The 17,061-nt window shown below is 58.2% G+C and carries 14 protein-coding genes; all 14 read right to left on the bottom strand.

Annotated elements, in window-relative coordinates; all coding sequences use genetic code 11:
* Positions 1–7: 7 nt before the first annotated feature.
* A complete protein-coding gene (locus tag C7433_RS12630) occupies positions 8–523 on the bottom strand; it encodes an Lrp/AsnC family transcriptional regulator (protein ID WP_033740352.1) in 516 nt (171 codons plus the stop codon).
* 250 nt (positions 524–773) lie between these two features.
* Positions 774–2,087: a 4-aminobutyrate--2-oxoglutarate transaminase gene (gabT, locus tag C7433_RS12625; RefSeq protein ID WP_033740353.1), complete on the bottom strand. Its 1,314-nt coding sequence runs from the start codon at positions 2,085–2,087 to the stop codon at positions 774–776.
* Positions 2,088–2,200: 113 nt separating this feature from the next.
* Positions 2,201–3,334, bottom strand: a complete 1,134-nt coding sequence (locus C7433_RS12620; protein ID WP_110268290.1) for a M20 aminoacylase family protein — start codon at positions 3,332–3,334, stop codon at positions 2,201–2,203.
* 1 nt (position 3,335) lies between these two features.
* Positions 3,336–4,262, bottom strand: coding sequence for a glyoxylate/hydroxypyruvate reductase A (locus C7433_RS12615; protein ID WP_110268289.1), 927 nt, complete (start codon positions 4,260–4,262; stop codon positions 3,336–3,338).
* Entirely contained in the window at positions 4,262–5,104 is an 843-nt protein-coding gene (locus C7433_RS12610; protein WP_039338046.1) for a GNAT family N-acetyltransferase, read from the bottom strand. Before C7433_RS12610 ends, C7433_RS12615 begins: the two co-directional genes overlap by 1 nt.
* Before the next feature lie 10 nt (positions 5,105–5,114).
* Entirely contained in the window at positions 5,115–6,446 is a 1,332-nt protein-coding gene (locus tag C7433_RS12605; protein WP_110268288.1) for an FAD-binding oxidoreductase, read from the bottom strand.
* An 83-nt stretch (positions 6,447–6,529) separates the two neighbouring features.
* Positions 6,530–8,194, bottom strand: a complete 1,665-nt coding sequence (locus tag C7433_RS12600) for an ABC transporter ATP-binding protein (RefSeq protein ID WP_110268287.1) — start codon at positions 8,192–8,194, stop codon at positions 6,530–6,532.
* Positions 8,191–9,039 carry an ABC transporter permease gene (locus C7433_RS12595; RefSeq protein WP_006119653.1) on the bottom strand — a complete coding sequence of 283 codons (849 nt, stop codon included), beginning with the start codon at positions 9,037–9,039 and terminating at the stop codon, positions 8,191–8,193. The genes C7433_RS12600 and C7433_RS12595 overlap by 4 nt, the downstream gene beginning before the upstream one ends.
* Positions 9,039–9,992, bottom strand: a complete 954-nt coding sequence (locus tag C7433_RS12590; protein WP_039338049.1) for an ABC transporter permease — start codon at positions 9,990–9,992, stop codon at positions 9,039–9,041. Before C7433_RS12590 ends, C7433_RS12595 begins: the two co-directional genes overlap by 1 nt.
* A 27-nt stretch (positions 9,993–10,019) precedes the next feature.
* A complete protein-coding gene (locus C7433_RS12585; protein ID WP_058701620.1) occupies positions 10,020–11,627 on the bottom strand; it encodes an ABC transporter substrate-binding protein in 1,608 nt (535 codons plus the stop codon).
* Between the two features lie 151 nt (positions 11,628–11,778).
* Positions 11,779–13,056 (bottom strand): FAD-binding oxidoreductase, encoded by a 1,278-nt coding sequence (locus tag C7433_RS12580; protein ID WP_006119656.1) that lies wholly within the window; start codon positions 13,054–13,056, stop codon positions 11,779–11,781.
* A gap of 10 nt (positions 13,057–13,066) precedes the next feature.
* Positions 13,067–13,735 carry a haloacid dehalogenase type II gene (locus tag C7433_RS12575; protein ID WP_110268286.1) on the bottom strand — a complete coding sequence of 223 codons (669 nt, stop codon included), beginning with the start codon at positions 13,733–13,735 and terminating at the stop codon, positions 13,067–13,069.
* Positions 13,736–13,767: 32 nt separating this feature from the next.
* On the bottom strand, positions 13,768–15,237 hold the full coding sequence (locus C7433_RS12570; RefSeq protein ID WP_110268285.1) for an aldehyde dehydrogenase: 1,470 nt from the start codon (positions 15,235–15,237) through the stop codon (positions 13,768–13,770).
* A 353-nt stretch (positions 15,238–15,590) separates the two neighbouring features.
* Positions 15,591–17,048 (bottom strand): NAD-dependent succinate-semialdehyde dehydrogenase, encoded by a 1,458-nt coding sequence (locus C7433_RS12565; protein ID WP_110268284.1) that lies wholly within the window; start codon positions 17,046–17,048, stop codon positions 15,591–15,593.
* Positions 17,049–17,061 lie beyond the last annotated feature (13 nt).

Raw genomic sequence — 17,061 nt, 5'->3', positions numbered from 1 at the left:
GCGCGGGCTACTGGCTTCCGTATTCCATCGCGTTATGTTTGCCGATCAGTGAGCGCAGGGGCACACTGCTTTTCATGACCGGGGATTTGATCACGATGTAGCTGAAGTATTTATCAATGCCGATTTGGGCATCAAGCATCTTCTCAATCACGTCCTGGTAGTGCTCAATACTGCGGGTGATAAAGCGCAGAAGGTAATCGTAACCGCCGGTAATCAGATGGCACTCCATCAGCTCATCGACGTCACGCATCGCAGCTTCAAACTTCATAAAGTCTTCGCGGCGGTGTCCGTTAAGCGTGACTTCGGTAAAGACGGTGACGGAATCGGTAATTTTGGTGAGATTAACGTGCGCTTCATAGCCCGTGATGAATCCCGCCTGTTCCAGGCGCTTGACGCGTTGCAGGCAAGGGCTCGGGGAAAGCCCGACGGCATCGGCGAGATTAACGTTGCTGATACGGCCATCTTTTTGTAGTTGCACCAGAATATTGATATCGATGCGATCGAGTTTCATTAAGCCGTTCATAGCACCCCTCATTGTTTACCGCTGTACTGGACGTTCGTGACTACCCAGAAATACGCTGTGTACTCGCGCAAAGCGCACTTTTATTACTCCTTAAAATACGCCTTTTAAAATAACAACTGCGCTACTTTTTTGTAACACAAAAAATCCCGGGCTTATCACGCTTTGCAAAAAATGCGCCAGCGTGACACCCGGGTTGCGGCCTGGTGGACCGCATCCCGGGTGGCTGCCTTGTCAATGAGGGCCAGTGCTGTTACAAACGACCGGTCGCCCGCGCCAGCGCGATATCGAAAATATGCAGCGCCTCTTCAAGTTGCGAATCGGTGGTCACTAACGGTGCAAGGAAACGTATGGTATTGCGATGTAAGCCACATTTAATCAGCAGCAACCCTTCCTGACAGGCGCAGTCGAGGATCTTTTGCGTCAGTGCACTGTCGGGTTTGTGTGTGTCCACATCCAGAATCTCAACGGCCTGCATAAAACCTACGCCGCGCACATCGCCAATACAGGCATACTTGTCTGCCAGCTGACGCAGACGCTGATTCAGTTGCTCACCTAACTGACAAGAACGCGCCAGCAGATTTTCCTGCTCAAAGATATCCAGTACCGCGAGGGCCGCCGCACAGGCCAGCGCGTTACCGCCATAGGTCCCGCCCAGTCCGCCCGGCGCCGGGCTGTCCATGATCTCGGCTTTACCTACCACGCCCGAAATCGGCAACCCGCCCGCCAGACTCTTCGCCGTCGTGACCAAATCCGGTTTGATGCCAAGTTGCTGGAAGGCAAACATGGTGCCGGTACGGCCAAAGCCGCTCTGGATTTCATCACAGATCAACACAATGCCGTGCTGGGTGGTAATGCGGCGCAGGGCCTGCATAAACGCGGGACCGGCCGGTAAGAAGCCGCCATCGCCCTGCACCGGTTCAATGATAATGGCGGCCACGCGCTCCGGCAGAATCTGCACCGCAAACAGCTGCTCCAGCGCCTTCAGACAGTCGGCCTCCGTGACACCGTGCAACGGATTCGGGAACGGCAGACGATACACATCACTCGGGAACGGACCGAAATTCTGTTTGTACGGCGCAGACATGCCGGTCAGCGTGACACCCAGCAAGGTACGACCGTGGAACGCCCCGTCAAAGGCGATAATGCCGGGACGTTGCGTATAAGCACGCGCAATTTTTACCGCATTCTCGACGGCTTCTGCGCCGCTGGTGAAGAAAACACTTTTATAATGATCTTCACCGCCGACCAGCTTATTCAGGCGCTGTGCCAGTTCGATATAGCCAGGATAGGCCACAACCTGAAAACAGGCATGCGACACCAGGCCGAGCTGACGGGTCACGGCATTAACGACCGCAGGATGGTTATGACCGACGTTCAGTACGCCGATGCCGCCCACGAAATCCAGATAGCGGTTCCCTTCCACATCCCATACTTCGCTGCCTTTCGCGCGTTCGATCACCAGCGGATGTGCGGTAACGATGCCACGCGGCACATGGTGTTCTCGGACATCCAGCAACAGGCTGTTATCCGAATAAGTTTGCTGTTCTGCCAGGACATTCTGCATTTCTCTACCTCATCCACGTCGTGTTCGGTTGGCTTAAGTATCGCAATCTGTTGAGCGATGACGGTGCCGTAATTCCGCCAGTAGCGGCATTAAGTGTTAAAATCCCACAGGTTTCAGCAAGGAAATGTTGCCCCCAGCCCGTGGCAGGCCAGCGTGATAAATGCCCGTATTCCATGCGGTATCAACGCGTCGTTAAAGTCATAGGCCGCATGGTGCAGCGGCTTGCAGGGCGCGGAGCCGATCCACAGATAGGCGCCGGGTTTGGCCTGCAACATAAAAGCAAAATCTTCTGAGGTAAGCGCGGGCTGAGCCGCGAGGCGTGCCTGCATACCTGCGGCCTGCAGGGCGGCGAGTGCCTGAGTCGCTTCCGCATCACTGTTGATCGTGGCCGGGTAATAGCGCAGATAGTTCACCTCAGCCTGTAAGCCGTGCGCGGCCGCGATGTGTTCTGCCATCTGCCGCAGGCGTGATTCGATGATGTCCTGCGCCGCGGGATTAAAGGTGCGCACCGTACCGGTGATGTTGGCTTCCGCAGGGATCATATTGTGGGAGAAACCGCCCTGCATGCGCGTCACGGTCAGCAGAGCCGGTTCGCAGGGATCGAGTGCCCGTGGCACCAGCGTGTTGAGCTGGACCACCAGCTCGCTCAGCGCCAGCAGCGTGTCATGGGTCAGATGAGGCTGGGCAGCATGCCCGCCTGCGCCTTTGACGGTGATATCAAAACGGTCGGCTGCCGCCATAATCGGCCCCGGACGGGTTTGAATCTCCCCAAGCGGCAGCTCGGGCCAGTTATGCAGCGCATACACGGCATCGCAGGGAAAGCGTTCAAACAGGCCATCGTCGATCATAGCCTTCGCGCCCGCCAGCCCCTCTTCTGCCGGTTGAAAGATAAAACATACCGTACCGTCAAACGCAACGTCACGCGCCAGTTTCTCCGCTGCGCCCAGCAACATGGTCGTGTGGCCATCATGACCACAGGCATGGCTGCGGTTTTGTTGCAGGCTGGTCCAGGCAACCTCGCCTTTATCCTGCACAGGAAGCGCATCCATATCGGCACGCAACCCAATCATGCGCGAATTTGTGCCTTTCTTCAGTATGCCCACGACGCCGGTTTTACCGATGCCGCGATGCACTTCAATGCCCAGATCGTGTAAAAAGTGGGCAACTATGTCGCTGGTACGCTGCTCCTGAAATCCCAGCTCCGGGTTACGGTGCAGATCCCGGCGCAACGCCACTAAATGATCCATCTTAATATCCTCGTGAACGATCGATAACGCCGTGCAGCGGCTCACCGCGCTGAAAACGCCGCAGGTTGGCCACCAGTGCGCTCACCGCGCTGTCGTTTTGTGTGCGACTGGCAATATGGGGCGTGAGCCAGATGGCGGGATGGGTCCAGAACGCATGACCGGCAGGGAGCGGTTCCGGCTCCGTTACGTCAATCACCGCGGCCCGTAACTGACCGCTGTCCAGCGCGGTCAGCAAATCCTGTTCGTTAAGCTGTGGTCCGCGTCCGGCCTGCACCAGCGCGGCCCCGGCGGGCAACTGGCTGAACAGTCTGGCATTGAGCAGGCCCTCTGTGCTGGGCGTCAGTGGTAACAGGCACACCAGAATGTCGCTGCGTGCCAGAAACGCGGGCAGCTGCGCGTCACCGTGCCAGCACACTGCGCCCGGTATCTGATGGGGCGTCCGGCTCCAGCCGCCGCAGTCAAAGCCTAATGTCTGAAGCTGGGTCAGTGCGGCGCGCCCCAGTTCGCCGAGTCCCATGATCCCTACGCGCCGTTCGCTGGCGGGCACGGCTGAATGCGCCTGCCACTGCTGCGCACGCTGTTGCTGGAAATAGCGCGGCATATCGCGATGCAGTCCCAGCACGGCGAAGGTAATGTATTCCACCATGCCCTGCGTCAGCCCGGGTTCAATCATCCTCACTAACGGCAGGTGTGCAGGAAGCGCGGACAGATCGAACTGTTCCGCCCCGGCACCGACAGAAAACAGAATTTTCAGGTTGGGAAACCGGCGGGTCACATCGTCCGGCGGCACCCAGGCGATCAGCGCCTCCACCTGCTCCGGCTCACCCGTTTCGGGCCAGAGATGTAAGTGGATATCCGGCGCATGCGCCGCCAGCCAGCGCTGCCAGTAAAGGCCGCGCTGGGGCTCCGATTTGTACACGATATGCATCAGGCCATCGCCTGGGTCATTAAGCCAAACGCCTGCATGCCCTGTGGTGCCCACACCTGGCCACGTACCATGGTGACCGGGGCATCCACATTGGCCAGTCCAAGACTTTCAAGCCAGCTGGCCATCGGCAGCGCGGCGTCGGTGTCCATGCGCAGATATTCCCCTTTCAGGCCCTGCATTAACGCGGCGGTCAGTGCCTGTGCCACCGGTAAACTGTCCGCGATCACCGGACCAATCACCCAGCCGCGGCCAAAACGGCGCAGGCTGGCAAACCCGCGCGCCTGTTGTGCGTCGTCCTGCAAAATAACGGTCTGGTTATCGTTAATAAGATGCGCAATAAGTTCAGGGCGGTACAGCCCATGCGCCGCCTGGTCCATCTGCACCAGCCTGTCCTGGTCGTCGGCGGTTGCGGCAGACAGAGTTAACCCCGCCGGGATGGGCACGGCCGGCACGCTGCTCAGGGACGGCGTTTGGTACTGGAGGATGTTGCCGCAGGCCACAAAACCCAGTTTCTCGTAAAGGCCCTTGCCCATGTCGGTAGCGTGCAGACGTACGTTATAGCCGGGGACTTTTTCCAGTAGCGCCAGCATCAGCTGCTTGCCCAGTCCCCGGCCCTGATGCTGATTGGCCACAATGACCAGGCCAATGGTGGCGGCCTCGTCACCCCAGCGCCACAGAATCGCGCTGCCGATGACCTCACCCTGCTCTTCAATCACTACGCCTTCGCCAAGCTGGATGCCGATCGCCCAGTCCTCGCGACGGTGCGGCCAGTTAAGTGCCTGGCTCATGGCGTGAACCTGCGGGATATCGTCTGAGGTCATGGTACGAATATGAAATGTCATTTTGCTTTCCTTACATCATGCCAGGTGCATCAAGTGCGCTGCCGTCAGTGAAACGGCTGTAGCGATAAGGTGTCGGATCGACAACCGGCGTGGCGTCAGTTGCCAGCTCGGCGGCAAGGCGGCCCGCACCGGGGCCAATGCCAAAACCGTGGGCGCTGAAGCCCGCCGACAGCACCAGACCGGGCAGTTTTGCCACGGTGGAGATGACCGGAATCGCATCCGGGGTGCTGTCAATCATGCCGCCCCAGGCCTGGGCAACCTTCAGGTTGGCCAGGGCAGGAAACTCCCGGCGCATCGCTGCCAGGCCGTTTTCCACCACCGAGCGATCGGCGGCCGGATCGAGAATACGCATACGCTCAAACGGCGAAACGCTATCCAGATCCCAGCGGCCCATGGCTTCAGGCCCATGGAAAAACGGTTTAATCCCCAGGTTCAGGGTAAGGTTTTTACGACGACTTTTGAATGTGGGATAAAACTGCTTCAGATAGCGCAGCCCCTGCGCGCCGGGCTCCAGTCTGCCGCGGCCGGAGACGGAAACCGTATAGCTGCCGTCCAGTTGTGGGCGACAGGCGAAACGTTCGGTATAAAACGGCACGGTAATGGCCTGCCGAATGGGCTGAGTGCGAAACGCGGTGCCAATCACATTGCCAAGCGGCAGATCGAATCCGTGACGACGGCAAAACATCGAGGTCCATGCCCCGGCAGCACAGATCACACGGCTGGTCTTGATCAGGCCGCGTTCCGTAACGACGCCGCTGACACAGCCCGCCGTGATATCCAGCCCGCGCACGGCACACTGCTGAAAAACCTGCGCCCCGTTTTTCTGCGCCCCTATGACAATGCCGGGGGCGGCGAGTCGCGGCTCAGCAGCACCGTCCGTAGGCGCTGATACGCCGCCCAGCCAGTCAGTGGTACTGCCCGGCGTCATCGCTTTAGCCTGCCGGGCATTCAGAATATCGCTGCGCACGCCGTACTGCTTCGCCATCTGCCCCCACTTATCCCAGGCGGCAATATCCGCTTCATTGCGGGTGGCATACACCAGGCCGCTGCGGCGAAACCCCAGCTCTTCCCCGGTTTCCTGACTCAGTTGTTCCCAGCCGCGCAGGGCTTCAATCACCAGTGGCAGTTCACGCTCGTCGCGATTCTGCTGGCGGCACCAGCCCCAGTTGCGGCTGGACTGTTCGGCCCCGACCAGGCCTTTTTCTATCAGCACCACTTTCAGGCCCTGCTTTGCCAGATACCAGGTTGCGGCTGCACCGGCGATACCGGCACCTATCACCACCACATCAGCAGCATCCGGGAAATCCGGGCTGTCCTGTACATATCGAATCGGTGCGGGCATGTCGTCACAACCTCGTCGTGTGTTGGGGCAACATGGCAATGGCGTGCTGCCCTGCCCCGGAATAGGGGGCGCTTGTTTACCGGTTATTCGGCTTTCAGGATCTCTTCGTGCTCGTCGAGCCAGCCCTGACGGAGTTCAGGCACGGCACGTTTCAGGCGTTCAAAATAGAGCTCGCGGGTCGGCTGCTCGTAATTTTCCCGCGCCAGTTGGGTGACGATAGCGCCATTGCGCATGACGACGATCTCATCGCACACCGCTCTGACGGCGTGCATATCGTGGCTGATAAAGATGACAGACAGCCCCAGTTCACGGCGCAGCTCACTGATCAGATCCAGTACAGCCGAGGCCACCACGGTATCGAGCGCCGAGGTTACCTCATCGCACAGAATGACATCCGGCTCTGCCGCCAGCGCGCGCGCCAGGTTCACGCGCTGCTTTTGTCCACCGGACAGCGACCAGGGACGGCGCGAGAGCACGGTACGTGGCAGCCTGACCAAATCCAGCAGTTGATACAGCCGGTTCTGCCGGGCGATGCCGCTCAGCCCATGAAACAGCGTCAGCGGGCGTGACAGAATTTGTTCCACACTGTGTGCAGGATTGAGCGCCGTATCCGCCATCTGGAAAACATACTGAATACGACGCAGTTCGTTATCCGTGCGCTTTTGCATCTGACCGGCCACCATGTGACCGTTAAACAGGATTTGCCCCTGACAGGCCGGGTTCAGGCCGGCGATAGCATGAGCCAGCGTGGTTTTGCCCGAGCCGGACTCACCGATAATGCCGATGGCCTGGCCTTTCCAGAGCGTAAGATTGATGTTTTCCAGAATGCGCACTTTGGGCAAACCATCACTGCCTTTGGGTCCGTAACCCGCAGACAGGTCGCGTACTTCCAGCAGCGGCAGCTCATTCGCCTTTGCCGGGCACCAGTTGCTGGGGCGTTCTTTCTGTTGCGCCGCCGCCATCAGCAGGCGCGTATAGTCCGACTGCGGTGCGCCTATCAGATGGGCCGTGGTGCCGTATTCGGCAATTTTTCCCTGCAGCAAAACCAGAATACGGTCGGCCATTTGTGCAACGACGGCCAGATCGTGGCTGACATAAATCGCCGTCACGCCACGCTGTTTGACCACGCGGCGGAAGGCTTTGAGCACTTCGACCTGCGTGGTGACATCCAGCGCGGTAGTAGGCTCATCAAGAATCACCACCTCCGGATCGCTAATCAGCGCCATGGCCGTCATTAAGCGCTGTAGCTGTCCGCCTGAAACCTGATGCGGAAAGCGATCGCCAATGGTGTCCGGATTCGGCAGCGCCAGCTCCCGAAACAGGCCCAGCGCTTTGGCTTTTGCCGCCTTGCGCGTCATCGTGCCGTGAATCACCACTGGCTCGATCACCTGGTCGATAATTTTCATGCCGGGGTTAAACGAGGCCGCCGCACTTTGCGCAATGTAGGCGACCTTATTTCCGCGGAAAAAGCGAAGTTCGGCAGGCGTCAGTGCCATGACGTTGGTGCCCGCGACGTGGATATTTCCCTCGGCGATCTTACAACCGTGGCGGGCATAGCCCATCAGCGCCATTGCGATGGTGGTTTTCCCCGAGCCGGATTCACCAATCAGCGCCAGGACTTCCCCCTTCTGCACGGTGAAGCGAATATCGGAGACGATATCCAGCTCATCGCCATTGTCGTTGTGCGCCGTTACGCGCAGCTTATCCACCGAAATCACAGGCATCGCCGTATGTGGTGTCACGTTCATGCCCCCTCCTTTGCCAGCGTCAGCGGACGCATGCTTTGCAGACTGTCAATAAACAGGTTTACGGCGATAGTAAGACTGGCAATCGCCAGGGCGGGCATCAACACCGCCGGCGAACCGTCAAACAGCCCCTGAATATTTTCGCGGACTAAGGTGCCCCAGTCGGCATACGGCGGCTGGACGCCCAACCCCAGGAAGCTCAGGCCGCTCAGTAGCAGGACGATGTACACAAAGCGCAGACCAAAATCGGCCAGCACCGGATGAACCATGTTCGGCAGAATATCGTGGATGGCGATGTACCAGCGGCTTTCGCCCCGCAGCCGGGAGGCGCGGACGTAATCCATATTGCGCAAACTACTGGCCAGCGCAAACGCAATGCGGAAGGCGCCCGGCCAGTAGGTGAACACCGCCGTGATCAGCAGCATCGGCAGTGAAGAACCAAATACCGCCACAATCATCAGCGCCAGAATTTTACCCGGCAGTACCAGCATCGCGTCGTTAATGCGACCCAGCAGCTCTTCCAGCCAGCGTCCGGTGACCGCCGCGATTAAGGCCAGCATCGTCCCAATCAGGCTGGCCAGAATGGCCGCGCCGAGTGCCAGGCCCAGCGAGAATTTCGCGCCGTACATAATGCGCGTGAGCATATCCCGCCCCAGATAATCGGTGCCCAACAGGTTTTCGGGGGTGAATCCGCCCATCAGCGGCCCGGAACCAATATCGTCGAGGCTGTGCGGTGCCCACCAGGTGCCAAACAGCGCGATGACCAGCCAGAACAGGGTCACGATCAGGCCCAGGCGACCTGATAACGACAGTGACTGAAAAATGCGCCAGGGAAGCAGAAGTTTCATCAGCTCCTCCATTTCGGGTTAAAGGCGATAGTGACAATATCCGCAGCCAGCAGCAGCAACAGATAACAGCCGGCAAACAGCATGACGCAGAGCTGCACGACGGGCAGATCGCGGTTACTGACCGCATCCACCATCTGGCTGGCCAGACCGGGATAGCTGAAGATGGTTTCAATGATGATGACGCCACCAAACAGATAAGAAAGGCTGAGGGAAATCGCGTTCGCAATCGGGCCAACGGCGTTAGGTAAGGCATGACGCAACACGGCGCGCATCGGGGAAACGCCTTTCAGCAAGGCCATTTCCAGATACGGGCTGTCGAGCTGGTTAATGATGGCCGCACGCGTCATGCGCGCCATCTGGGCGACCAGGCCGCAACATAGCGTGATGACCGGCAATGCGTAGGCTTTGATATAGCTGGCGAAATCCATGTTGGGACTGCCCAGTGACATAGCCGAGACCCAGTGCAGCTTCACGGCGAAGATCAGCACCGCTACGGTCGCTACCAGAAATTCCGGTACGGCTACCGTGGCCATAGTGCCAATCACCAGCGCGCGATCCAGCTTCGAGCCGCGGTTCATCGCGGCGGCAATACCGATAATCAGCGCAAGCGGCACGCAGATGGCGGTGGTGGTCGCCGCCAGTTCAAACGTGGCCGGAAGCCGCTGTGCCACCAGCTGTGCCACCGGCAGATGACTGGCAAATGAGGTGCCAAAATTCCCTGTCAGCATGCCGCCGAGCCAGGTGAAATAGCGCACCAGCAGCGGCTGATCTAAGCCCAGTTGCTGACGCAGGGCCGCCACGGTTTCGGGTGTGGCGTTTTGCCCCAGGATCATTTGCGCCGCATCGCCCGGCAGCAGGCTGGTGATAAAGAACACCACCGCTGAGACGATAAGCAAGGTCAGGATGCCGGCGCCAATGCGCCGGGCAATCAGGAACATCATGTATCGGTTCATCGGCGAACTCCTCTTACAGACGCGTGATCAGGCAGACAGCCAGGCAAACTCGTGGAAGCGATAGCCCATCAACATGCCTGACGGCCAGGCTTCCAGCCCTTTCAACTTTTTGCTGTAACCATCCATCGAGCTGATAAAGGCAGGAATCAGCGTGCCGCAGTGGTCATAGATCAGGGTTTGCATATCGCCGTACATCTGCTTGCGTTTGGCTTTATCCCGTTCGCCACGCGCCGCAATCACCAGCTGATCGAACTGTTCATTTTTCCAGCCGCATTCGTTGTTCGGTGCGCTGGAGAGATAAAACTGTGAGAACAGCATATCCAGTGTTGGCCGCGGGTTGATGGAGCCATAACCAATGGGATCTTTCATCCAGTGGGTACCCCAGTAGCCTTCATACGGCACACGACGCACGTTGACGTTCAGTCCGACATTGCGACCTACCTGCTGAATCAGTTGCGCGCCTTCGGTTGCGCCTTCCAGCGGCGGCGTCGTAACAATCTCAATGGTTTGCCCGCTCATGCCGGCTTTGTTGATATAAAACTTCGCTTTTTCCGGATCCAACGGACGGGGTTTGAGATCGGCGTTGTACAGCGGGTGCCACGGCGGAACCGGCGTGTCGTTGCTGACGTCGCCAAAGCCCTGCAACACGGTTTTCACCACGATCTCTCTGGGTTGCAGATATTTCATCGCCAGCACGAAATCCGGATTGCTGCCGGGTTTAATGTCGGTGCGGATAATCAGGTTGGTGTACATGCCGCCCTTGGTTTCAAGCACCCCATGATCCGGTGTACGGCTGATGCGCATACTGTCCGAGGCTTTCAGCCCTGAAGCCACCTGAATATCGCCTGATAACAGAGCATTGACGCGGGCCGCCTGATCGGTCACGCCGAGCAGTTCCACCTGGTCCAGATGCGGCAGCCCCGGCTTAAAATAGTTGGGATTTTTCGTGCCAAGCGTACTGACGCCAGGCGTAAAGCTTTTGCAGACAAATGGCCCTGTGCCGATACCTTTGCTGAAATCTTTGGTGCCGTCCTGCACGATCAGGAAGGGCGACGTCGCGAGCATGTAGGGAACGTCAAAGTTAGGTGCCACCAGAATAAGCTGCACTTCATTGTCGTTGACGGCGTTGATGGTTTTGAACTGCTCAGCCAGCTTGAAAGCGCTGGACGCGACGGCCGGATCTTTATGGCGGCTCAGTGAATAAACCACGTCTTTGGACGTAAACGGCTTACCATCATGGAAGGTCACGCCTTTACGCAGCTTAATGCTCCAGGTGACGCCATCGTCAGAGTCGATGGATTCCGCCAGCGCAGGTTTCACCGTCAGGGTTTTATCCACCTCTGTCAGACCGCTGTAGAACATAAACTGGCGCGTAAAGTCGGCGCTGTTATTGCCTTTCGCCGGGTCCAGCGTGTCAGTCGCCGACGCATTGGACATGCCCACACGGATTTTGCCGCCCTGAGTCGGTTTCTCCTCTGCCAGCGCCATGCCAGGGAAGCCGATCAGCCCGGTGCTCATCGCGGCCCCGGCTGAAAGCAATTTCATCAGACTGCGGCGGGACAGCGTACCTTCAGTGATCATCCGCGTCAGAGCAGGATTGGTTACGTCAGATTCTTTATTATCGATTTTACTCATCTGTACACCCTCATTACGTTTTCAAGCGAACGGTGAAATTCCCTGCGTTAATCAGACGGCACATGCTGTGTGGCGCGCACCGCGAAGGCGATGATCCGGTCATGATGTTTCGACCCGACAATGCCCCGGCGGCCTGAAAAACAATGTGAAGTTATGAAAGGCGATCCTTTGCTTTGTAGTAGAGCCCGGCGAGAGGCAGGAACCACGGTTTTCCGTGATAACCCGGCAGTGCAGGCCATGTCTCGCGCTGCCAGGGGTTATCGCGGGATTTCTCACTCAACAGATCGGCCATGACCCGGCCCATCCATACCGACATCTGCGTGCCATGCCCGCTGTAACCCAGCGAGTAAAACACACCGTCCTGTTCGCCTGCGTGCGGCAGGCGATCGGCGCTCATATCCACCATGCCGCCCCAGCAGTAGTCGATCTGCGTATGGCGCAGTCTGGGGAACATACTGGCCATGGCGGCGTGCAGGATGTCCCCGCTGCGGGAGTCCGACGTCGGGTTACTGATGGCGAAGCGTGCCCGGCCACCGAACACCAGACGGCTGTCCGCGGTGGTCCGGAAGTAGTTGCCGATGTTCATGGACGTCACATAGTTACGTTTATGCGGCAGCAAGCCGGTAAGAAGCGCCGTATCCAGCGGCTCGGTCACCACGATAAAGCTGCCCACCGGCACAATACGGCGCTGGAACCACGGGAACGGACCGTCACTGGAACAGCCCGTCGCCATCAGCACTTTATCGGCCAGAATGTCACCTTTGCTGGTCACTACCCGATGGCGGTAGCCGTCAAGCCGTTCCAGCTTCGTAACATGATGATGCGTATAAATTTTTGCCCCACTGCGGGCCGCGACTTCGGCCAGGCCGACGCCAAATTTGCCCATGTGCATCTGGCCGCCGTGATGCTGTAGCAGGCCGCCATGAAAATCGCCGCCGTCGATCTCCTGCGCAATCTCTGACTGACTGAGCAGCTCCACTTCCGGGTCCACCGTACGGCGCATCAGTTCCCAGGCCTCACGCAGGCCGGAGAAGTGCGACGCCTTACTGGCCAGTTTGAGCTTGCCGCACAGACGAAAGTCACAGTCAATCTGCTCGTCTTTAATCAACTGTCCGACATAGGTCACGGCATCATCGAATGCCTTATAGAACCGACTGGCCTGCTCAAGCCCCTGGCTGGCTACCAGTGAGGCAAAGTTTTGCGCCACGCCGGTGTTGCAGTGACCGCCATTACGGGCGGAGGCCTGACTCATTACCTCCCCGCTGTCCAGCACCACCACATTGATCCCACTGCGCGCCAGCGATAAGGCCGCCGAAACACCGGTAAAGCCCGCCCCGATCACCACCACATCCGCGTGGGCGGGTAACGGACCGCTGGCGGCCGCGCGAAACGCCGGTGCGGTCGCCTGCCAGTACGATTCCAGTTTCATGACGCTGTCCTCACAGACCCACGACGCCGGGCAGGCCGCCAATGTCTTTGATTTCGGTGTATTGGTAATAGGGGTTAGCCGGTTCGTGGCCACGGTTGACCCAGACCTTGTGTTTAATGCCAAGATCGTGCGCCGTCATCAGGTCATAGCGGAAACTGGAGGAGACATGCAGAATTTCATCCGGACGGCAGTCCAGTTTCTCCAGCATGTATTCAAAGCCTTTCATCTGCGGTTTATACGCGCCCGCTTCTTCTGCGGTAATCGTCATGTGGATGGGCGCACCCAGACGAGGAATATGGTGCGGAATCAGATCCTTCATTGAATTGGTCAGCAGCACCAACGGGAAGGCTTCCGCCACTTTAGCTAACCCGGCAGGCACATCCTGATGTGGTCCCCAGGTGGCGCAGTCGGTGTAAATGTAATCGCTGTCAGCCTGCGTCCATGTCACGCCCCACTTTTTACAGGTGCGCTGAATCGCATTGCTGACCACATCGTAATAGGGTTTCCACGCGCCCAGCACTTCGTCCAGGCGGTAGCTGGAAAAGTCGGTCACAAAGGCCGCCATGTCTTTCGCGTCAACGCGATCGTGAAAACAGCGTTTTGCCGCACCGGCCATATCAAAAAAGATCAGCGTGCCATAGCAATCAAACGTGATGAATTTGGGTTTAAACAGTGCCATTACATTAACCTCGTTATTGTCTGGTTAGGTGCTTAAAAATCGATAAGGACGCTTTTCTGGCGCTGGCAGGCTTGGAACGCCTGACGACCCAAATCTTTGCCGATACCGGACCCCATGAAACCTCCGGTAGGAATAATGAAATCGCCGGACCGCCCGTAGCGGTTGACCCATACCGTGCCGGAAGCGATTCCCCGTATCGCACGCATCGCACGTGGCAGGCTCAGCGTGTGTACCCCGGCGCACAGGCCATAGGTCTCATGTGCCGCCAGCGCCAGCCCTTCGTCTTCGCTGTCGAACGTCTGAATTGTCAGCACAGGCCCGAAGATTTCCTGCTGCACTGCCGGATTATCCTGTTTCACCTGCGTCAGCAGCGTAGGTTGCCAGAACCAGCCCCCGTCGGTATCCGCGAAGCGGTCACCGCCCACCAGCACGTCTGCGCCCTGGGCTTTCGCCGCCTCAATCACGGACTGCACTTTGTTGCCCTGACGCGCATCAATCAGCGGGGCATAGCGGCTGGTCTCCTGCCAGGTCACGCCAGGCCGGACCTCACGACACAGCGCCGCCAGCCGTTCCGTCAGCGCATCGGCAATACCGCGCTGCACAATCAGGCGCGTCCCGGCAACGCAGGCCTGGCCGCCGTTGGCGGTAAAGCCACGCAGAATACGTTGTGCCAGCACCTCAATCTCGCCCGCATCATCAAACACCAGTTGGGGGCTTTTGCCGCCTAACTCCAGCGTGACGGGCTTCATGCCAAACTGGGCCGCATCACTCATAATGCGCGCGCCTGTCACAGTGGAGCCGGTAAAGGAGACTTTGCGCACCAGGGGATGCCTGACCAGGGCGCTGCCGGTCACCGCACCGCTGCCCTGCACAATATTCAGAATGCCCGCCGGTAACCCGGCCTGTACCGCCAGCTCGGCCATACGCACGGTGGACAGCGGCGTCAGCTCTGAGGGTTTTAGCACTACCGCATTGCCTGCGGCCAGCGCAGGTCCGCATTTCCATGAAGCCATCGACAGCGGGAAGTTCCACGGCGTGATCGCCCCGATAACGCCATAGGGCTCCGCAATCAACATGCCCAGGCTACTGTCGCGTGTCGGAAACAGATCGCCGCTGTATTTGTCGGCGCACTCGGCATAGAAGCGAATGGCTTCGGCAGTAAAGGGAATTTCATGTTGCACGACATCGGTAATCGGACGGGTTGAGCCAAGGGCTTCAAGCTGCGCCAGCAGGGGATCCTGTTCGATTAAGTCTGCCCAGCGGCGCAATACCCGGCCACGTTCACGCGGTGCACATCCTGACCAGCCGCTGGTTTTCAATGCCTGATGTGCCGTCATGACGGCATGGTCAACATCCTCTGCCTGGGCTTCGCGCAGCGTGGCAAACACCTTGCCATCAGACGGGCGTTTAACGGCAAAAGCGTCGCCCTGTGTCTGTACATGTTTTCCGCCAATATAGTGACCAGGCGGGAGTTGCACGCTTTCCGGGTCGAAACTCAACATGAAAGAATCCTTATTTGTTACACCCATCACACGCTGGATGAATTAATTTCTGGCAATGCTTTTCGGCACGCTTTATTAGGTAATGCAGAAAGTATGCCAGCCGTTAAAAAAATAAAAATGCGTTTAAAACCGCCCAAAAAAATTTTTGTGCCGTATTCGTGAAGGATTTATTGCGGAATTGCCGAAGGGTTAAACAGATGATTTACTTCACAAAAAAGCCGCATTGCTTTGGTGCAATGCGCATGAAACTTGCACTAAAAAGGAGAATACCGATAAAACGTCGATCTGGCGCACAAAAAAAACGCCAGCATAACGTTCATGCTGGCGAGGAATATCAGAAATTAAAAGTTAAATTACAGGCTGCCCATGTGAAATGTTTTTTGCTCCAGATATTCGTCAATGCCATATCGTGACCCTTCGCGACCTATCCCGGATAATTTCACGCCGCCAAACGGCGCGACTTCCAGCGAAATGACGCCGGTATTAAAACCGACCATGCCAAACTCCAGCGCTTCCGCCACGCGCCAGGCTCGACGAATATTTTCAGTAAAGAAGTAAGCGCCGAGGCCAAAGGGTGTGTCATTTGCCATCGCCAGCGCCTGTTCTTCATCATCAAAGATAAACAGCGGAGCCACCGGTCCAAAGGTTTCTTCCTGCGCGATGCGCATCTCACTCGTGACCTGTCCCAGCACGGTGGGCTGCACCCACGTACCGGGTCCGTCGCTGATGCCACCGGTCAACAGCGTTGCGCCTTTTTGCAGCGCATCATCAATGTGCCCGTTGACCTTCTCCACCGCGGAGGTATTGATCAACGGCCCGATAGTGCTGCCAGGGGCAAAACCATCCCCGACCTTCAGGGTCGCCACCGCGTCCAGCAGTCGGGCGGCAAAGCGTTCATAGATGTTACGCTGCACCAGAATACGGTTGGCACACACACAGGTTTGTCCCGCATTACGGAATTTGCTGGTCATCACGCCTGCGACGGCAATCTCGATATCCGCGTCGTCAAAGACAATAAGCGGCGCGTTGCCGCCCAGCTCCAGACTCAGGCGTTTAATGCTGTCAGCGCACTGCTTCATCAGCAGCTGGCCCACGCGCGTTGAGCCGGTGAACGAGATTTTACGCACCAGACGGCTTTCGGTCAGCGCGGCGCCGATGTCTGTCGGCATGCCGGTGAGCACCTGTAAAACGCCTGCCGGGAAACCCGCGCGCTCGGCCAGCACGGCCAGTGCCAGTGCAGACAGCGGCGTCAGGTCAGACGGTTTAACGATAATCGGGCAGCCTGCCGCCAGTGCCGGTGCGACTTTGCGGGTAATCATTGCGATGGGGAAATTCCAGGGCGTAATCGCTGCCGCGACGCCAACCGGTTGTTTCAGGACAATAATGCGCCGGTCGGTCGTTGGGGCGGGAATGGTGTCGCCATAAATCCGACGCGCTTCTTCCGCAAACCATTTCACAAAACTGGCACCGTAGAGCACTTCACCGCGCGCCTCCGCCAGCGGCTTACCCTGTTCGGCCGTCATGATGATGGCCAGATCGTCAGCGTTATCAAGAATAAGCTGATGCCATTTTTCCAACAGCGCCGCACGGGTGGCATTGGGGGTTGCCGCCCATGCATGGCGGACCGATTCGGCACAGGCAATCGCCGCCTCCGTTTCCTGGCGACCTAACGCCGGTACGCTAGCCAGCGTTTCGCCCGTAGCCGGATCGTTAACGGCGAGCGTTGCGCCCTGATAACCGTGTTGCCATTCACCGGCAAACAGCGCCTGCTGGCGCAGTAGTGTGTGATCTTTCAGTTGTATACGTGACATCGCATCCCCCTTT

The sequence above is a fragment of the Pantoea sp. PNA 03-3 genome (assembly GCF_003201175.1).
GTDB classification, from domain to species: domain Bacteria; phylum Pseudomonadota; class Gammaproteobacteria; order Enterobacterales; family Enterobacteriaceae; genus Pantoea; species Pantoea stewartii.
This window is presented reverse-complemented; position numbering and strand designations above follow the sequence as displayed.

Excerpts from the sequence above, each read along its gene's own strand:
- C7433_RS12610 (WP_039338046.1), bottom strand. The coding sequence starts at position 5,104 with ATGACATTTCATATTCGTACCATGACCTCAGACGATATCCCGCAGGTT.
- C7433_RS12620 (WP_110268290.1), bottom strand. The coding sequence starts at position 3,334 with ATGGATCATTTAGTGGCGTTGCGCCGGGATCTGCACCGTAACCCGGAG.
- C7433_RS12565 (WP_110268284.1), bottom strand. The coding sequence starts at position 17,048 with ATGTCACGTATACAACTGAAAGATCACACACTACTGCGCCAGCAGGCG.
- gabT (WP_033740353.1), bottom strand. The coding sequence starts at position 2,087 with ATGCAGAATGTCCTGGCAGAACAGCAAACTTATTCGGATAACAGCCTG.
- C7433_RS12605 (WP_110268288.1), bottom strand. The coding sequence starts at position 6,446 with ATGCCCGCACCGATTCGATATGTACAGGACAGCCCGGATTTCCCGGAT.
- C7433_RS12630 (WP_033740352.1), bottom strand. The coding sequence starts at position 523 with ATGAACGGCTTAATGAAACTCGATCGCATCGATATCAATATTCTGGTG.
- C7433_RS12575 (WP_110268286.1), bottom strand. The coding sequence starts at position 13,735 with ATGGCACTGTTTAAACCCAAATTCATCACGTTTGATTGCTATGGCACG.
- C7433_RS12570 (WP_110268285.1), bottom strand. The coding sequence starts at position 15,237 with ATGTTGAGTTTCGACCCGGAAAGCGTGCAACTCCCGCCTGGTCACTAT.
- C7433_RS12615 (WP_110268289.1), bottom strand. The coding sequence starts at position 4,262 with ATGCATATCGTGTACAAATCGGAGCCCCAGCGCGGCCTTTACTGGCAG.
- C7433_RS12580 (WP_006119656.1), bottom strand. The coding sequence starts at position 13,056 with ATGAAACTGGAATCGTACTGGCAGGCGACCGCACCGGCGTTTCGCGCG.
- C7433_RS12600 (WP_110268287.1), bottom strand. The coding sequence starts at position 8,194 with ATGAACGTGACACCACATACGGCGATGCCTGTGATTTCGGTGGATAAG.
- C7433_RS12595 (WP_006119653.1), bottom strand. The coding sequence starts at position 9,039 with ATGAAACTTCTGCTTCCCTGGCGCATTTTTCAGTCACTGTCGTTATCA.
- C7433_RS12585 (WP_058701620.1), bottom strand. The coding sequence starts at position 11,627 with ATGAGTAAAATCGATAATAAAGAATCTGACGTAACCAATCCTGCTCTG.
- C7433_RS12590 (WP_039338049.1), bottom strand. The coding sequence starts at position 9,992 with ATGAACCGATACATGATGTTCCTGATTGCCCGGCGCATTGGCGCCGGC.